The sequence below is a fragment of the Lysinibacillus sp. YS11 genome (assembly GCF_002896375.1).
In the GTDB taxonomy this organism is placed as follows: domain Bacteria; phylum Bacillota; class Bacilli; order Bacillales_A; family Planococcaceae; genus Lysinibacillus; species Lysinibacillus capsici.
In genome coordinates, this window is sequence record NZ_CP026007.1 from 3349544 (window position 1) to 3366010 (window position 16467).

The 16467-nt window shown below is 37.6% G+C and carries 16 protein-coding genes; 3 read left to right on the forward strand and 13 right to left on the reverse strand.

Translation table 11 applies throughout. The features are described from left to right. Window positions 1–6 precede the first annotated feature (6 nt). The 12 genes from LBYS11_RS16765 to argF form a co-directional block, all read right to left on the reverse strand. A complete protein-coding gene (locus LBYS11_RS16765) occupies window positions 7–711 on the reverse strand; it encodes an amino acid ABC transporter permease (RefSeq protein WP_103118631.1) in 705 nt (234 codons plus the stop codon). A 24-nt stretch (window positions 712–735) separates the two neighbouring features. After that, entirely contained in the window at window positions 736–1560 is an 825-nt protein-coding gene (locus LBYS11_RS16770) for a transporter substrate-binding domain-containing protein (protein ID WP_103118632.1), read from the reverse strand. 46 nt (window positions 1561–1606) lie between these two features. Next, window positions 1607–2665 carry an LLM class flavin-dependent oxidoreductase gene (locus LBYS11_RS16775; protein WP_103118633.1) on the reverse strand — a complete coding sequence of 353 codons (1059 nt, stop codon included), beginning with the start codon at window positions 2663–2665 and terminating at the stop codon, window positions 1607–1609. Between the two features lie 11 nt (window positions 2666–2676). Beyond that, window positions 2677–4341, reverse strand: coding sequence for an ABC transporter substrate-binding protein (locus tag LBYS11_RS16780; RefSeq protein WP_103118634.1), 1665 nt, complete (start codon window positions 4339–4341; stop codon window positions 2677–2679). 30 nt (window positions 4342–4371) lie between these two features. Next, the gene (locus tag LBYS11_RS16785) at window positions 4372–6372 is read right to left on the reverse strand and encodes an ABC transporter ATP-binding protein (RefSeq protein WP_103118635.1); all 2001 of its coding nucleotides are present in this window, start codon (window positions 6370–6372) and stop codon (window positions 4372–4374) included. 16 nt (window positions 6373–6388) lie between these two features. Next, window positions 6389–7276 carry an ABC transporter permease gene (locus LBYS11_RS16790; RefSeq protein ID WP_103118636.1) on the reverse strand — a complete coding sequence of 296 codons (888 nt, stop codon included), beginning with the start codon at window positions 7274–7276 and terminating at the stop codon, window positions 6389–6391. 2 nt (window positions 7277–7278) lie between these two features. Further along, window positions 7279–8217 carry an ABC transporter permease gene (locus tag LBYS11_RS16795; protein ID WP_103118637.1) on the reverse strand — a complete coding sequence of 313 codons (939 nt, stop codon included), beginning with the start codon at window positions 8215–8217 and terminating at the stop codon, window positions 7279–7281. 27 nt (window positions 8218–8244) lie between these two features. After that, window positions 8245–8520: a glutaredoxin family protein gene (locus LBYS11_RS16800; RefSeq protein WP_103118638.1), complete on the reverse strand. Its 276-nt coding sequence runs from the start codon at window positions 8518–8520 to the stop codon at window positions 8245–8247. A gap of 13 nt (window positions 8521–8533) precedes the next feature. Next, window positions 8534–9541, reverse strand: a complete 1008-nt coding sequence (locus LBYS11_RS16805) for an LLM class flavin-dependent oxidoreductase (RefSeq protein WP_103118639.1) — start codon at window positions 9539–9541, stop codon at window positions 8534–8536. A 45-nt stretch (window positions 9542–9586) separates the two neighbouring features. After that, the gene (locus LBYS11_RS16810) at window positions 9587–10915 is read right to left on the reverse strand and encodes an LLM class flavin-dependent oxidoreductase (RefSeq protein WP_048393628.1); all 1329 of its coding nucleotides are present in this window, start codon (window positions 10913–10915) and stop codon (window positions 9587–9589) included. 143 nt (window positions 10916–11058) lie between these two features. Further along, entirely contained in the window at window positions 11059–11955 is an 897-nt protein-coding gene (locus LBYS11_RS16815; protein ID WP_048393626.1) for a LysR family transcriptional regulator, read from the reverse strand. Window positions 11956–12252: 297 nt separating this feature from the next. Then, window positions 12253–13218, reverse strand: a complete 966-nt coding sequence (gene argF / locus LBYS11_RS16820) for an ornithine carbamoyltransferase (RefSeq protein WP_103118640.1) — start codon at window positions 13216–13218, stop codon at window positions 12253–12255. A 243-nt stretch (window positions 13219–13461) separates the two neighbouring features. Between argF and LBYS11_RS16825 the strand changes: the two genes are divergently transcribed. Genes LBYS11_RS16825 through LBYS11_RS24005 form a run of 3 tightly spaced genes read left to right on the forward strand, consistent with a single transcriptional unit; the run spans window position 13462 to window position 14928 of the window. Then, window positions 13462–13908, forward strand: a complete 447-nt coding sequence (locus tag LBYS11_RS16825; protein ID WP_054549962.1) for a MarR family winged helix-turn-helix transcriptional regulator — start codon at window positions 13462–13464, stop codon at window positions 13906–13908. A gap of 22 nt (window positions 13909–13930) precedes the next feature. Next, the gene (locus LBYS11_RS24000; protein ID WP_103118641.1) at window positions 13931–14548 is read left to right on the forward strand and encodes a serine hydrolase domain-containing protein; all 618 of its coding nucleotides are present in this window, start codon (window positions 13931–13933) and stop codon (window positions 14546–14548) included. 41 nt (window positions 14549–14589) lie between these two features. Next, the gene (locus LBYS11_RS24005; protein ID WP_369823921.1) at window positions 14590–14928 is read left to right on the forward strand and encodes a serine hydrolase; all 339 of its coding nucleotides are present in this window, start codon (window positions 14590–14592) and stop codon (window positions 14926–14928) included. Window positions 14929–15339: 411 nt separating this feature from the next. On the opposite strand, the gene LBYS11_RS16840 is transcribed toward LBYS11_RS24005, so the two are convergent. Beyond that, complete coding sequence (locus LBYS11_RS16840; RefSeq protein WP_016994857.1) at window positions 15340–16428, reverse strand: M42 family metallopeptidase; 1089 nt, start codon at window positions 16426–16428, stop codon at window positions 15340–15342. Window positions 16429–16467: the final 39 nt, after the last annotated feature.

The window sequence follows — 16467 nt, forward strand, 5'->3', positions numbered from 1 at the left end:
TACCTCCTAGCTAGATACAGCTTCCTTCGGCATATAGCGATTAAGATAGCGCTCATTACTCTTTAATACCTTTTCTAACAGCAGCACAATGACATAATAGACAATAGAGAGTGCTAAATAAATTTCTAGCGCCCTTGTCGTGGAGGCAATAAGCGTCTCTCCTCTCCCGACCATATCCATGACCCCAATTGAAAATGCGAGCGAAGTGTCTTTTAAGGAGCTTATCATTGTGTTCGTTATATTTGGAAAGGCAACACGAAGAGCCTGAGGAAATATAATCCGTACAAAAGCCTGCTTACCGTTTAAGCCAACAGAATATGCAGCCTCTATTTGCCCTCGGTCCACCGTTAAAATGGAGGCTCTAAAAATTTCTGCAAATGCAGCAGCATTACTTAAGGTGTAAGTAATAATGACAAAATACATGGCATCCATTCTGGTTACATCAATATGCACAATCTTTAATAACGCGGGTATACCATAAAACACTAGAAATAATTGTACCAATATCGGTGTGCCACGAATAAACGAAATATAGACTGTTATTATTTGCCTCAAAACGTTGATATGGAGCAGCTTTGGTATAGCAATAGCTATACCAAACAGCATGCCAAAAAGAATAGAAAACACTAAAATTTCAAATGTTACTGGTAAATATTGAAGTAATATTGGAAGTACTTTTGCTATAAGCACGATGTCAAAGTCATTTGCCATACTTCCTTCATCCTCTCTATTTTTTTAAAAGTCTACCGTATAATCATCACCTAGCCACTTTTTACTTAGCTCACTAACAACGCCATCCTCCTTCAATTCACGAATAGCATCATCAAGGCGTTGTTGTAGGGTAACCTCATCTTTATTTAATAAGAAATATACTTTTGAATTTAATAATGCGTCTCCCACTACCTTTTGCTGTGCTTCATTGTTTTCGTTATAATACTTCACGGCAAATGGTGTTGTAATAATAGCATCCACACGACCTGTCGCAAGTTGATTATTTACATCCACTGACCCTGATGAATAGACGAGATTAGCACCTAGATTGTGTTCCTTATTGTATTTCTCAATAAAGACTGCTGAATTACTTGTTGGAGAAACACTCACATTTTTTTCTTTTAAATCATCAATCGAATGAATATCATTATTTTTTGCATTAACGGTTACTTTTAATGGAAATACATTATAAGGCTCTTTATTAAATAGAAATTTCTCCTCGCGCTCACTATTGACTTCCATTTGATGGGCAATAAAATCAATTTTTCTTGTTTCTAAGCTTAGTAATAAATTTGAGAATTCCATTGTCTTAAATTCAAATTCATATTCTGGTAGCTTCTCATCAATTGCACGAACAAGCTCTACATCATAACCAGTTAAATTTCCCTTGTCATCTAAAAAACAGATGTTTGGAAACTGTGTTCCCGTACCAACTATAATGTTTTGAACATCCTTGCCACTCTGTGCTGTATCATTCTTACTCGTATCTCCCTCAAGCTTTTCAGTGCTTGCACAAGCTGTTAGAAGCAATGTTAATAATAGCAAACTTAAAAATATAATTTTTTTCATATTATCCCTCACTTTAATCGATGTAAACCAAGATAAATAGTAGTATTTATTGCAGCGTGATGGCTTCGTTTTTGTCCCAAATCGTGCTTGGTAGCTCTTTTTTGAGAACAGGCATGATTTCAGTTGCAAAACGCTCTAATTGTTCACTTTGCTCAGACAATTCAAGTCCTTCCACACTAAGCATTTGGACTTGGTGGTTAAAAGCATGATGATACTTGATGATTTTTTCAATAATTGCATCTGGACTACCAACTAATGCGGAGCCACGCTCAATATGGTCCTTTAGGTTTTTGAATGGTGAATTATTCACCTTGGAGGCTTCACTGCTCATAAAACCTTCATAATAAGGTCGATACTTCTCAATCGCTTCCTCATTTGTATCAGCAATGTATAAACCTCTCGCACCCGCACCTACGACAGCCTGCTGTGGATCAAAGCCATAATGATCTAAACGTCTGCGATAATGGTCTATAAGGGCTTGATATTTTTCTATTTCATGAAAGGTATTGGAGGAAAAAATAGGGTCTCCATTTTTTGCTGCTAGTTCTGTTGATAGTTCACTTGAAGCACTGCCATGCCAAATTCGTATCTGTTGCTGATAAGGTCGAGGCTCAGTCGTTACAGAATCAATTTTCGAACGAAACTTACCTTGCCAGCTTATATTTTCTTCGTTCCATAAGCGTTTTAGAAGCTCATATTTTTCAGCTAAGGCTGCCCATTGATCCTCATCTTTGACATCAAATAAAGGATAGTGTCTAGGGTCATTCCCTTTGCCAATAACGACATCTAATCGTCCTTTTGATAAATGATCCAGCGTTGCATAATCCTCAGCAACTCGTATAGGATCAAGAACGCTCAACACAGTCACGGTTGTTAATAGTCGAATTTTTGAGGTTTTCATCGCTAGTGCACTTAATAGCACAGTAGGAGATGATGATAAAAATGGTGTACCGTGCCTTTCTCCTACGCCGTATCCATCAAACCCTAGATTTTCAGCTAGCACAGCCTGCTCAATTAAATGTGTAAAAACCTCCTGTGTTGTTAATATACGACCAGTTTTTATATTTGGTAGATTATTAATCAAATTACCAACAACAAATTTCATAATCCCTCTCCTTATTGTGTAAGATTAACGTCATAAAATAATGGATAACCAATAGAATCAAATGCTAAATCTTGCACCTGAAGTGAAGCTGCAACTGTATAAGGAAAAACATATATAGGAATGATCGCTACTTCTTCAATAAGCTTATTTTGAATTTGTTTATACAAATTTTCACGTGTTGCAGCATCCTGCTCAGTCGTTGCCGCCTCTAACCATTGGTCTACCTCCTCGTTTTGATACCAAGCTAAATTAATGCCACCTTTATCGGTCGTTTGCTTGGAATGATAAAACAAGCGTAAATCATCTGGATCGATCGCTACACGGCTATTCCCACGTAAATCGTAGGCTGCAGCGTCTGCTAAGACTGATCTTGCCTCACTCGTTGTTTCTATGATGACATCAATACCGACGGCCTTTAATTGCTCTTTTACCATAATGCTAATATCTTGGCGTTTTTCACGATTAATAGCATCATTTAAAATACGCAATGTCAATTTATTGCCATCCTTTTCTCGGATACCATCCTTCCCTTTTTCCCAACCCAGCTCTTCAAATAATTGATTGGATTTTTTCACATCAAACCCATCTTTACCTTCTAAGCTCTCATCATAGCCTAAAGTTGTAGAAGTAAGTGCAGACCAGGCTCTTTTATATGTACCTAGGTACAGGGTGTTCACAATACTCTCAACATCAATTCCAGCTTTTAGTGCTTGGCGTGCTTTTACATCATTCCAAGGAGCCGTTGTATTATTAATAAAGAGTGTATATGGTAAGCCTGCTGTCTCTACCTCCCATAATTTTAACTGACCACTCTTTTCAATCGCTAAAATATCCTGTGGCGGTACCGTTTCTGCCGCCTGTAATTGATTGCTTTGTACACTTCCTACTCGAGTAGCCTCCTCTGGTACAATTTTAAACGTTAGTTTATCCAAATAGGCTGGACCGTCGTGTTTAGCAAATGGATAACCGCCGTTATACTCTTCAAACTTTGCTAAAACAATCCGATCATTTTCAACTTGCTCCACAAATTTAAATGGACCTGTTCCAATAGGATGTAAACCAAATTTATCTCCAGCCTTTTCAGCCGCTTCCTTCGACACAATCGATAAATTAGAATGTGCTAAGATCGTTAAAAATGTTGCAGAGGGTTGCTTTAAAATGAATTTAATCTTATGAGTATCTACAACCTCAACAGACTCAACATCTGACAGATAGGTAGCAGATGTGAAGGCCTTTGTTTTGACATCAAAAATTCGCTCAATATTATACTTTACGGCATCTGCATTAAAATCTGTGCCATCATGGAATTTAACCCCTTCACGTAATGAGAATGTGTACTCTTTTTTGTTATCTGATACAGACCACTCCGTAGCCAGCCATGGTTTTATCGTATTATCCTTTTCTTGATAGACCAGTGATTCAAAAATACTTTTAATTACCCGTGTTGCTACTGCCATACCACTTGCATGAGGATCGAGTGTATCAGGTGCTGTTGATAAAGCGAACGTAAAATCGCCACCCGCTTGCACTGACTGCTCTTTCTCTTTGTTTTCTGAATCAGTAGTTTTATTCACACTAACTTCTGTTTTGGAGGTGCTTGATGAACAACCTGTTAGCGCTAATAGAATAACCATTATTACAGTAATAATCAGACTATATGGTTTCTTATTAAACATAGACATCTTCCTTTTTTATAAGTCATTGATTTAATTCAAAGCATAATGACATTGAACACTATGGTTTGGCGCTATTTCCACAAAGTCTGGCTCCTCTCGACTACAATGTTCTGTCGCAAAAGGGCAACGTGTTCGAAATGCACAACCAGACGGTGGATTAGCTGGTGATGGAATTTCTCCGTCTAGTGAAATTTGCTCTGTAATATGTGAACTATTTATTTTAGGCATAGCTGCAATTAGGGCTTTTGTATACGGATGTTTCGGATCTTGGAAAAGCTTCTCACTTGGTGCCATTTCTACAATTTTACCTAAATACATCACCGCCACCCGATCTGCAACATGACGAACGATATTCAAATCGTGCCCAATAAATAAATAGGTGAGACCTAGCTTTTGCTGTAAATCCTTCAATAAATTAATAATTTGTGCTTGCACGGACACATCTAATGCAGATACTGCTTCATCTGCTAATATAAAACTAGGATTGATCGCAATAGCTCTAGCAATACCAATTCGTTGGCGTTGCCCTCCAGAAAACTCATGTGGATAACGAGAGCTCCACTCTGGATTTAAACCCACTACTTGTAATAATTGCTGTATTCGATTTTCCATTTCATTAGCCGAAATTCCTTTAAGATGGACTTTTAACGGCTCTGCAATAATCTCCTTAATGGTCCATTTAGGGTCAATTGAACCATAAGGATCTTGAAAAATCATTTGCATATGTTTCCTTCTATCTCGCATAGCCGACTTTCTTAAATGCACGATGGATTGACCATTAAATAGAACATCTCCGGCAGTAGGCGTTTCTAGCTGTAATATTGTTCTGCCTAGAGTAGATTTCCCACTGCCAGATTCACCTACTAATCCTACTGTCTCACCTTTAAAAATTTGAAATGAAACGTTGTTCACTGCTTTTATTTTCTTGTTTGCTTGTTTAATTGGATAATATTTGTGTAAAGACTTTATCTCTAGCAATACTTCACGCTCTTGATTTTCCCTGTAGTCTACCTCATCCTCTATAACAGGATGGTTTTTAACCAACCATTCCGGTTTCTGAATTAGCTCCTTTATATGCCAACAAGCACTTTCTCGTCCTTGAAAATTTCTTAGAGGAGGTCTCTCTTCTCTACATTTTTCAGTGGCGAATGTGCAGCGAGGATGAAAGCGACAGCCAGCTGGCATCTCAGCAAGAGTGGGGATTGTACCTTCTATAGAGGGCAGTCTCTTATGTTTGATCTGATGTTCATTTGGAATGGATTGTAATAAGCCCTTTGTATAAGGATGATAAGGCAGAGAAAATAACTGCTCCATGGATGCCTGCTCCACAATTTCTCCCGCATACATAACAAAAATTCGATCAGCTAACTGCGATGCTACACTTAAATCATGTGTAATCAGTAAAATGGACGTGTGATATTCCTCTTTCAGCTCTTTTAGTAATGCAATAATTTGTGCTTGAACGGTAACATCGAGTGCAGTAGTAGGTTCATCAGCAATAATCAAATCAGGATTACAACTTATAGCCATAGCGATCATGGCACGTTGCAACATGCCTCCAGACAATTCATGAGGAAATTGTTCCATACGTACGTTAGGATCTGATAATCCAACTCTTGTTAATAATTGAACTCCTCGTTCATATGCTTGCTTTTTGGATAATTTTAAATGCCTTTGCATCATCTCCACCAATTGTTGCCCAATCGTAAACACGGGGTCAAAGGCAGTAGAGGGCTCCTGAAAGATCATGGCAATCTTCTTACCTCGTATATTGATCAACTCACGATTTGAAAGCTTGACAATATCTCTGTTGCCTAACGTCACTGTTCCTTTCGTAATCACACCATTTTCATATTCAATTAAACGCATGATTGCCTTCGAGGTGACTGATTTCCCACTTCCAGATTCACCTACTAAACAAATTGTTTCACTAGGTTTTATAGTGAAAAAAATAGTAGATACAGCGTTTAGAACACTAGATTTAGATTTAAAATCTACTGTTAATCCTTCCACTGTCAATAAATTATCCATCATAAACACCTCTTCCTTAAGACAAACGCTTTTTAGGATCTAACTGATCACGTAAACTATCCCCCAAAATATTGACTGCTAACACAAAGAGTGCGATTGCTAACCCTGGAAACGTTGAAATCCACCAACCAGCTGCTATATAGTTTCTGCCTTGTGATAATAAAAAACCCCAATCCGGAATTTCTGACACCACACCTAATCCTAAAAAGCTGAGACCGGCACCTGTTAAAATAGCCATTCCTAAACCGTTTGAAGCCATAACTAATAATGGCGAATAAGCATTTGGTAGCACATGCTTTAAGAAAATGACAGAATTCCTCATGCCTATCGATTTTGACGCTAAAATGTAAGGACGATTTTTTATACTTAATATTTGGCCTCTCATTACCCGAGCATACGTCGGAATAGCTGATACTGATACGGCAATGACAAGATTGGTAAAGCTAGATCCCAATACAGCAGCAATGGCAAGCGCTAATAAAACACTTGGGATTGTTTGTATGATTTCAATCATTCTCATTAATATCATGTCGACAATGCCCTCGATATAGCCCGCTAAAGTTCCAATTAGAGCACCAATGAATCCACCTACAACAACAGCGCTTATGCCGAGTAAAAGTGAAGTTTTACTACCGTATACAACTAAACTAAATACATCTCTGCCAAAATAATCTGTCCCAAAGAGATGCTTGAATGATGGAGGCTGTAAAATAGTAGTAGGAAACATCTTTGTAGGCGAATACATCGCCACCCAATGTGGGACTAGGGCACAAATAGTAAAAAAGGCGATAATGAAAATAGCAGCTGCTAACATCATCTTTTCAAAGTGAAGAATACCTTTACTAAATCGCTTTAATTTAAGTTTTGAAACTGATTTCGTTTTAATAGTTTCTAACTTTTGCATCTTTATCCTCCCTTTACCTGCCTACTTCGAATTCGAGGATCAATGATGGAATATGAAATATCAATACATAGATTAATTATGACATACACAATAGCTATAAAAAATACAACACCTTGTATGATTGGCAAATCCTTAGCTGTTATGGCATCTGCCACTATTCTTCCAAGACCCTGTCTAGCAAATACCGTTTCGATGACAACCGTCCCACCTAAAAAATCACCTAGTAGCACGCCAATCATTGTAATTGCAGGTATTAATGCATTTTTAAGGGCATGTCGGTATAAAACGATATGCTCTGTCAGTCCTTTTGCTCTAAGCGTCAGTATATAAGGTTCGTTCAAAACCTCTAGCATGCTATTTCGAACTACTCTAACAATAAACCCTGCACCTAAAAGACCTAATGTAATAGCAGGCAAAATAACAGAACGCCAACCATCTGAGCCCATCGCAGGAAACCAGCCTAACGAAATGGAGAAAATTAAGATTAGTAAAATTCCCGACCAAAATGTAGGCATGGAAATCCCAAAGAGTCCAACTAAACGTGCAATATAATCAATTACCGTGTTACGATGAACAGCTGCTAACACTCCAAGTGTAATACCTACAATGACGGCAATCAGTAGACTTGCAACGGTTAGAACAACAGTTGCAGGTAATTGTGTCCATATTTTTTCTATCACAAATTCGCCATCAATGGTTGATTGCCCAAAATCACCATGCATTAAATCTACTAAATAATCAGAAAATTGTTTTGTAAATGGTAAATCCAACCCTAATTCTTTACGTAAATTTTCGGCTACCTCAGTGCTTGTAGCATTTTCAGCTAGTAATGTATCAACGATATCAGTGGGTAAAAAATAATTGATTGAAAAAACTGAAAAAAGGGCACCCAGTAGTACAAATATTGCTACTAAGCCACGATTAACAATTAATTTTATCATTAATACACCCCATTTCTATATTACGTTTTACAACTGTATTTTTTCTCCAGCCAGTGCAGCCTTTAAATGCTCAAGACCAAGTTCTGTAACTGCTTGATAGATACCATTTTCACTTGAACCAATTTCTACAACGGGTACATAACGAATTCCATATTTTGCATCAAGAATATCTCGGAAAGCATCATTATGCGTTACATCCACTGTCTTGTAAGGTATATCCTCTTCTTCTAAATACGCTTTTACCTCATTACAGTAACTACAGCCTTGCTTTGACCAAACGATTACATCTTTATTTATTGTCATTAAATTTGCCTCCTCAGCTTACCGCTTCTTTTTGCTGTAAATGTACTGGTCCCAATAATTCAAACGAACGTTGACGTTCAAATTCCTTCAAGATGGGCGTATGCAAAATAAATTCATCAATTTGGAATCGTACATGGTAGTCATCTAAATTGGCTCTAATGTCTTCTGCTGTACCGTATAAAATATCGGCCTCATACTGTTCCACTGTATATTCCTCTCCAGATTCCTGACCAAATTTCTCTGCTTGCTCTACTGATTGTAGCGTCAGGCTTCTGCCACTTGCTAAATGCACCTTTGTAATTTTTTGATCTCCTATTAGCTCTTTCGCTTCCTCTTTACTTGGAGCAGCAAGTGCAGCAATGGAAATCGCAAAAGTGCCGTTTGGATGATGACTGCGATAGATTCTAGCCGCTTGCGCCAAAACATCATTATCACTATTAATAAATCGAGCAAAGACAAATGCAATGCCTAGTTTTCCTGCAAGAGCAGCACTTTCAGGGCTAGCGCCAAGCAAAAATAATGTCGGCTTTGCCTTTGGAATCGGCGTTGCTTGTATGCCATATAATTCGTGCTCTTTTGGTATGGATTGCTCAATTAATTGCTGTAAAAATATTAGTCTCTCTTCAAAATCTTCCCCTTGATTGAGTGTGCCATATTGTAGAGCCTTCGTGGAAAGTGGCAAGCCACCAGGGGCTTTACCGATTCCTAAATCTACGCGTCCCGGCTCCAATGATGCTAGAACATGGAAATTTTCGGCTACTTTATAGGGGCTATAATGCTGTAGCATAACCCCACCTGATCCAATTTGAATGGATTTGGTTTTAGCAAGTAAATAAGAAACCAATACTTCTGGAGAAGAACCTGCTAATGACTCTGTATGATGATGCTCCGATACCCAAAAACGTGAATAGCCTAACTGCTCAGCTCGTTGTGCTAAAGCCACCGTTTTTTGTAATGTTTGTTCATTGCTTGCTCCTTCAATAATAGGGCTTTGATCTAATATGCCTAATGTATAACTCATATAACCCCTCCTAATTTCTTTTATTCAAATAAACTTACTAGGTTTTTAGACAGACTGTTTAACATAGCGACTTTCCTTGAATGGTAAACCTAAATTCCCACGCAAAGTATCTGCCTCATAATCTTTACGATATAGCCCTCTTGCTTGTAAAATTGGCACTACTTTATCAACAAAATCTTCAAGAGCACCAGGTACTGTCACGCCAATAATAAAACCATCTGCTGCTTCCTTTTCAAACCATTCTTGTACAAGATCTGCTACTTGCTCAGCTGTCCCAAAAAAGGCTGTTTTTGGTGTCGCCTCGCGTAAAGCGACTTGACGTAATGTCAGACCCTCCTGCTTAGCATAACGTTTAATATAATCGGTTGTGCTTCTAAAGCTATTGGCTCCAATATCCCCTAGATCAGGAAACGGTGCATCCACATCGTATTGGGTAAAATCATGATGGTCAAAGTAACGTCCAAGATAAGCAAGAGCACGGTCTATGGAAACTAACTCAACAATTTCTTGATATTTCGCCTCTGCTTCCTCCACCGTATCGCCAATAATTGGTGATATACCTGGAAAAATCTTTACTTCTTCGGGATTTCGTCCAAATGTTGCCACCTCTTTTTTTACTCTCGAGTAAAATTTCTGTGCCTCTTCAATAGATGCCCCATGTGTGAAAATGGCATCTGCATCTTTTGCAGCTAATCGAATGCCTGCATCAGACGACCCAGCCTGGAAAATAACGGGCTGGCCTTGCTTTGTTCGACCAATATTGAGTGGTCCTTGGACTGAAAAATATCGCCCTTTATGATGTAATGTGTGTAATTTTTCTGGATCAAAAAATTGATCTTTGTTGACATCTGCAATAAACGCATCATCATCCCACGAGTCCCATAAGCCTTTGACAACCTCTAAGTATTCTTCCGCAATTTGATAGCGTTCTGCATGGCTAGGATGTTGGTCGATTGTTTTGTTATAGTTCAAAGCAGTACTTTCTAATGGTGTCGTTACAACATTCCATCCAGCACGCCCAGCACTAATATGATCTAATGAAGCGAATTGGCGTGCTACTGTAAATGGTTCGCTATAGGAAGTTGAGACTGTTCCAACTAACCCAATGTTTTTCGTCGCTACTGCTAAAGCCGATAAGATTGTAATAGGTTCAAATCGATTTAAAAAATGAGGGATGGATTTTTCGTTAATAAATAAACCATCCGCAATAAATGCTACATCAAATTTTCCCTGCTCTGCTTTCTGAGCCTGCTGAATATAGAAAGGTAAGCTTACACTTTGATTGCTCGCCACCTTTGGATGACGCCAACCAGAAATATTTCCTCCTACCCCATGAATAATTGCTCCAAATCGAATTTTATCCTGTCTAGCCATGTCAATTCCTCCTCAATCTTTATTTTACTAAACATAGTGGTTAAGTATGTTTTGTTGGATTGAGAATGATATTACCGTTCCTTTAGACGATATGCAATAGGTACAGTAATAGAAAAAATTTTATGTGGTGATAAAATTTTTTATCAATACGTGTCTCCTATGCTTTCAAAATGCTTAGCTGTTTCACAAATTGTCTGCCAAAAGGCTGATGGCAACGTCTCTTTCTCTTTATAGGTTAAAAATATATGTTGATTCATATCCAGCAAATGCTTAACGTCTATCTCCACAAATTCACCGCTTTCCAGTTCCTTTTTAATGCATAGATGTGGTAAAAAGCTTAGATAGTCTTTTGTCCGAATAAACTCTTTGGCAACTTCTAAATGATCTGTTCGTACCTCAATATTGGCTGCTACTCCCTCTACCTCGAACATTTTATGCACATAATTCCAATCAAACGCGCCACATTCAAAAAACACCATTTTCTGTTGAGCTAATTCTTTTGCTTGAATAAGTTCATTTAGTTGTAATGGGTGATCACGGTGTTTGACAAGTTTCACTGTATTGTTCAATAAAAGCTCGTTCTCTATGTCATCTCCATGTACATATTGAATAAAGCCTAGATGAATTTGGTGGCTTTGTAGCTTTTCTAAAATGTTTGTTGTGGAACCTGTAAATAATTGAAAACGCAAATAAGGAAATTGCTCTTTCCATTTAGGCAATGCATAGGCTAAAAAATACTGGGCTGTTACACCGTTTGCACCAATACATACCTCATCGGTCTCCTGCGTTTCTTCTAATTGCTTCTTTCCTTGCTGAAATGTTTGCACAATTTGCGTGGCAAATGGTAAAAAATCTTTCCCTTTCTCTGATACGCTCACACTCCTTCCATCTCGGTAAAATAACTCAACACCTAGCTCTCGTTCTAATGACTTAATACGTGCAGTTACAGTCGGCTGTGAAAGAAATAATGCATTGGCTGCTTTATGGATACTTTTGTAATGGACAACATATAAAAATGCCTCGATATGGTCTATATTCACGAGGAGTTCACTCCTTCATTACTTATTTAACCTATTATATAAATAATTCCTTATATTCTCTATAACTTATAAGAAAACCATGTTTTATATTTTTGACAAAGAAAAAAAGTAACCCAGCGTCTCCCAGGTTACTTTACTATGTAGCGATGTAGCCATCCATCTTGACAACAAACATCGCACGTGGTGAACATCCCTCTGTCTGCCTACCACTTTTATGTTATTCACATGAGCACCCTCTGTTGTCCATGTAAACTCTATCTATCGTACTTCTCAACTCGAGAAAGCATATGTCTCAATTTAAGCTAAAATCGATGCTAATACAGCTTTTTGAGCATGCAATCTATTTTCGGCTTGCTCAAAGATGTAAGAATTAGGTCCGTCAATAACTGAAGTCGCAACCTCTTCCTCACGATGTGCTGGTAAGCAATGTAAGAACATATAATTTGGTTTTGCATAGGCTACTAGCTCATCATTAATTTGATAGCCAGCAAAATCTTGTAAACGTTTTGCTGTTTCTTCCTCTTGACCCATAGATGTCCAAACATCAGCATAGACGACATCTGCATTTAATACTGCTTCAACAGGATCATTCGTGATTATAATCGTACTGCCATTTGCTGCCGCAATGGCCTGTGCTTTAGCGATGACTTCCCCATCACATTCATATCCTACAGGTGTCGCAACAGCTACATTTATGCCAACGTGTGCTGAAGCTACTACGAGTGAGTGTGCTACATTGTTGCCATCACCTACATAGGCAATTTTAAGTCCTTTTAACATGCCTTTATTTTCTGCAATCGTCTCTAAATCAGCTAATGCCTGGCAGGGATGATAAATATCCGTTAATCCATTGATGACAGGGATTGCTGCATGCTCTGCAAGCTCTTTGACCATTTTGTGAGAGTTTGCGCGAATCATAATGCCATCTAAATAGCCAGATAATACATGCGCTGTATCGTAAATTGATTCACCACGACCAATTTGCAAATCACGCGCATGCATAAACATGCTTTTCCCACCTAATTGATTCATACCAACTTCAAATGAAATACGTGTACGAGTTGAATGTTTCTCAAAAATCATGCCAAGCGTTTTACCTTCTAGTAATCTTGGACATTTTCCCTCTTTTGTAATCATCTTAAGCTGTGTTGCTAATTCAATAAGATCCTGGACCTCTTGACTTGTATAGTCTAGCAAAGTTAGTAAATCTTTTCCCTTTAAACTAGACACTAACTTTAACTGTACTTCTTCGAGTAATTTCATAGCCTTCGCTCCTTATATCGTTGCTGTTGAAATTAGTATAACATGCATAAATATAAAATCAACTGAATTTTTATAATTAATCTTAATTATTATTCATTTGTTATTAAATGTGTCAAAAATTCGTCAAAGCGAATATTTATACATGTTTTCTTTTTTACTAAACATTCATATTCTTAAATAATTGCATTATAGTTTATATATATTTATAATTAATATGCATTAACTATTGAGGCGGTGAAAAAAATGGAAAAAGAGCTGATACAGCTGGTCAAAGAGCTGAACCAAGTAGAATATGAAACAAATGTGATGCTAACAGAAGAATTCTCCACCCTATTAGATGAAACATTAACTACAAAGCAGGCACTATTTTTAAGTCTTCTTCAAACACATGGCCCTTTGCAAACCTTCGAATTAGCAAAGTTGATGGGGACCTCTGCTAGTGCTGTAAGTCAATTAGTAGGAAGATTAGAACAGGAGAGCTTTATAAAAAGAACCATAAATCAAAAGGACCGTAGAGAGATCATCATCGAGTTAGATACGCGGGGCTTTGATTATTTTCAAAAACAGGAAGAAATTGAACTAGCCATTATCAATAAATACTATTCACAGCTCTCTAAAGAGGATTTACTGCAATTAAAAGAAATATACACGAAACTCCATGCTATCGTCTCTAGCGATCAAAAAAATTAGAGATTGAAAAGGAGGAATATTTGTGGATTTAAATGATTTAAAAAAGGATATTTTTAAAATTGCTTATCCTTACGTAAAGACTCGTCCGAATGTAATCCTATCCATTGGTGTTATTTGTCGTAATCTAGATGCTGCTTTTATATTCAACGGCTCAAATGTCACATATGATAAAAAACCCTATGTCTATGAAATTGGGTCAATCTCTAAAGTTTTAACAACATCCATGTTTGGGGAAATGATTCAAGAAAGAATCGTGAAGATAGAAGATTCTATCGCCAAATACTTTTCTGAAATTCCAGATAATCACCCTGTAACTTTGAGGCATTTGGCAAATCACACATCTGGTCTACCGGGAATTGGTGTACTGAAGAACATCTATAATCTTTTTGATAGCCAAACGCCTCGTGACCCCTTTTGTCCCTACTCATTGAATGAGGTAATACAGTATTTTAAAACCCATACCCAGGAGCCTAAAGTTAAGTTTAGATATTCTAATGTAGGAATGGGCCTTTTAGGATATTTATTAGCAAATGAACTTCACACTGACTTTGAAACAGCCATTACTCGTAGAATCGTAGAACCTTTAAATTTAACGAATACCTTTATTTCTATCCCCCCTCTAAAGAAAATACCGTATTGAAGGGATATTCTGTTCGGGGACATAACAAGCCCCCACTTGAAATGAATGAATTTATGGCAGCTGGCGCTCTACGATCCACTGTTGATGATTTATTAAAATTTTTAAAAATACACATTGGCAATCAAAATTCAGGCTATCTATTAACACATCAAGCTACTCATACTATTTCAAAAGATGTAAGGATCGGATTAGGATGGGTACTTGAAGACGATATTATTTGGCATAACGGATCAACGAAAGGCTTCTCTAGTTATCTAGGATTTAATAAAAAACAGCAAACAGGTGTCGTGATTCTATCCAATTATCGATCCTCTATACTAGCAACAAACCCTCTTGAAATGGGGAAAAATATTCTACAGCTCTTGCAAAATTCTTTATAGCGATAATGGGGTGTTTCTTGAATGGTATAAACGGGAATACCCCATTCTTCACAAGAACTACTTGTAGCTCCTATACATAGCTTGAAACCTGTCAACCTTTACTCATTCTTAATAGTTCTATGCTTGTTAAACGCTTCTAGAAGCTTGCAATGATTCTTGTCATAAGCTAACTTAACATGGGCTGTTGCTCAGCACAGCAACAATCAATTTACTTGCAGATATTTTCCATTAACCTACAAATTAATACTTCTCTATATTTTGATTTCTATAAGAGTCTTACTCACTAAGAAGAATGGGACTTGTGTTTATAATTACTATTCATATTAGCAAGTCTAATTGTCTTGGAATGAGTAAAAAAGCCTCCTAACATTTTGTTAGAAGGCAAAATCATGCTATATCTATTTAGCAGTATCAGTCAAAAGTAATTTTATTGACGGCATCACGGTCTAATTTTTTAATGACTTCTACCATTAATTTAACGGCATTATCATAATCATCACGATGTAGGATACCTGCATGTGAATGAATATAGCGTGTTGCAATACCGATTGATAGTGCTGGTACACCATTTGCTGTTACGTGGATGGAGCCAGCATCTGTACCACCGCCAGCCATCGCTTCAAATTGATATGGAATATTGTGCTCATCTGCTACATCTAATACGAATTCACGTAAGCCACGATGTGAAACCATAGATGCATCATACACAACGATTTGAGGGCCTGCACCCATCTTACTCGTTGATTCTTTTGCTGTAACTCCAGGAGTATCTCCTGCTACACCTACGTCCACTGCAAATCCAATATCTGGTTGGATTTTATGTGTAGCAGTTTTTGCACCGCGAAGTCCAACTTCTTCTTGTACATTCCCTACAGAATAAAGAATATTAGGGTGCTTTTCATTTTGTAACGCTTTCATAACATCAATCGCGATTGCACAGCCGATACGGTTATCCCAAGCTTTAGCTAATAGATACTTATCATTTTTCATTACATTAAATTCAAAGTACGGTGTTACCATATCGCCAGGACGTACGCCCCACTCAAGTACTTCATCTTTAGAAGCTGCACCAATATCAATAAACATATCTTTAATGTCTACTACCTTATTACGTACATCCGCAGGTAAAATATGAGGTGGCTTTGAACCAATAACCCCAATCACTTCATCGCCCTTACGTGTAGTAATCGTTACACGCTGTGCAAGCATAACTTGGCTCCACCAGCCACCCACTGTTTGGAATTTGATAAAGCCTTTGTCATCAATTTGTGTAACCATGAAGCCTACTTCATCTAAATGTCCTGCTACAACAATTTTAGGACCGTTTTCATCGCCAACTTTTTTAGCAATGACACTACCTAAGTTATCTGTTTCTACAGTATCTGCATATGGTGCAATGTATTTTTTCATGACCTCACGCGGTGCACGTTCATTACCTGCGATACCATTCGCATCTGTTAAATCTTTAAACATTTGTAATGTTGGATCTAGTTGTGTCATCCTTTTGCCTCCTACTTCTTGTATCTATTTTATTATACT

What these genes read in the sequence shown, in the direction of transcription:
- LBYS11_RS16765 (WP_103118631.1), bottom strand. Translation starts at nt 711, where the DNA reads ATGGCAAATGACTTTGACATCGTGCTTATAGCAAAAGTACTTCCAATA.
- LBYS11_RS16770 (WP_103118632.1), bottom strand. Translation starts at nt 1,560, where the DNA reads ATGAAAAAAATTATATTTTTAAGTTTGCTATTATTAACATTGCTTCTA.
- LBYS11_RS16775 (WP_103118633.1), bottom strand. Translation starts at nt 2,665, where the DNA reads ATGAAATTTGTTGTTGGTAATTTGATTAATAATCTACCAAATATAAAA.
- LBYS11_RS16780 (WP_103118634.1), bottom strand. Translation starts at nt 4,341, where the DNA reads ATGTTTAATAAGAAACCATATAGTCTGATTATTACTGTAATAATGGTT.
- LBYS11_RS16785 (WP_103118635.1), bottom strand. Translation starts at nt 6,372, where the DNA reads ATGGATAATTTATTGACAGTGGAAGGATTAACAGTAGATTTTAAATCT.
- LBYS11_RS16790 (WP_103118636.1), bottom strand. Translation starts at nt 7,276, where the DNA reads ATGCAAAAGTTAGAAACTATTAAAACGAAATCAGTTTCAAAACTTAAA.
- LBYS11_RS16795 (WP_103118637.1), bottom strand. Translation starts at nt 8,217, where the DNA reads ATGATAAAATTAATTGTTAATCGTGGCTTAGTAGCAATATTTGTACTA.
- LBYS11_RS16800 (WP_103118638.1), bottom strand. Translation starts at nt 8,520, where the DNA reads ATGACAATAAATAAAGATGTAATCGTTTGGTCAAAGCAAGGCTGTAGT.
- LBYS11_RS16805 (WP_103118639.1), bottom strand. Translation starts at nt 9,541, where the DNA reads ATGAGTTATACATTAGGCATATTAGATCAAAGCCCTATTATTGAAGGA.
- LBYS11_RS16810 (WP_048393628.1), bottom strand. Translation starts at nt 10,915, where the DNA reads ATGGCTAGACAGGATAAAATTCGATTTGGAGCAATTATTCATGGGGTA.
- argF (WP_103118640.1), bottom strand. Translation starts at nt 13,218, where the DNA reads ATGAAATTACTCGAAGAAGTACAGTTAAAGTTAGTGTCTAGTTTAAAG.
- LBYS11_RS16825 (WP_054549962.1), top strand. Translation starts at nt 13,462, where the DNA reads ATGGAAAAAGAGCTGATACAGCTGGTCAAAGAGCTGAACCAAGTAGAA.
- LBYS11_RS24005 (WP_369823921.1), top strand. Translation starts at nt 14,590, where the DNA reads ATGAATGAATTTATGGCAGCTGGCGCTCTACGATCCACTGTTGATGAT.
- LBYS11_RS16840 (WP_016994857.1), bottom strand. Translation starts at nt 16,428, where the DNA reads ATGACACAACTAGATCCAACATTACAAATGTTTAAAGATTTAACAGAT.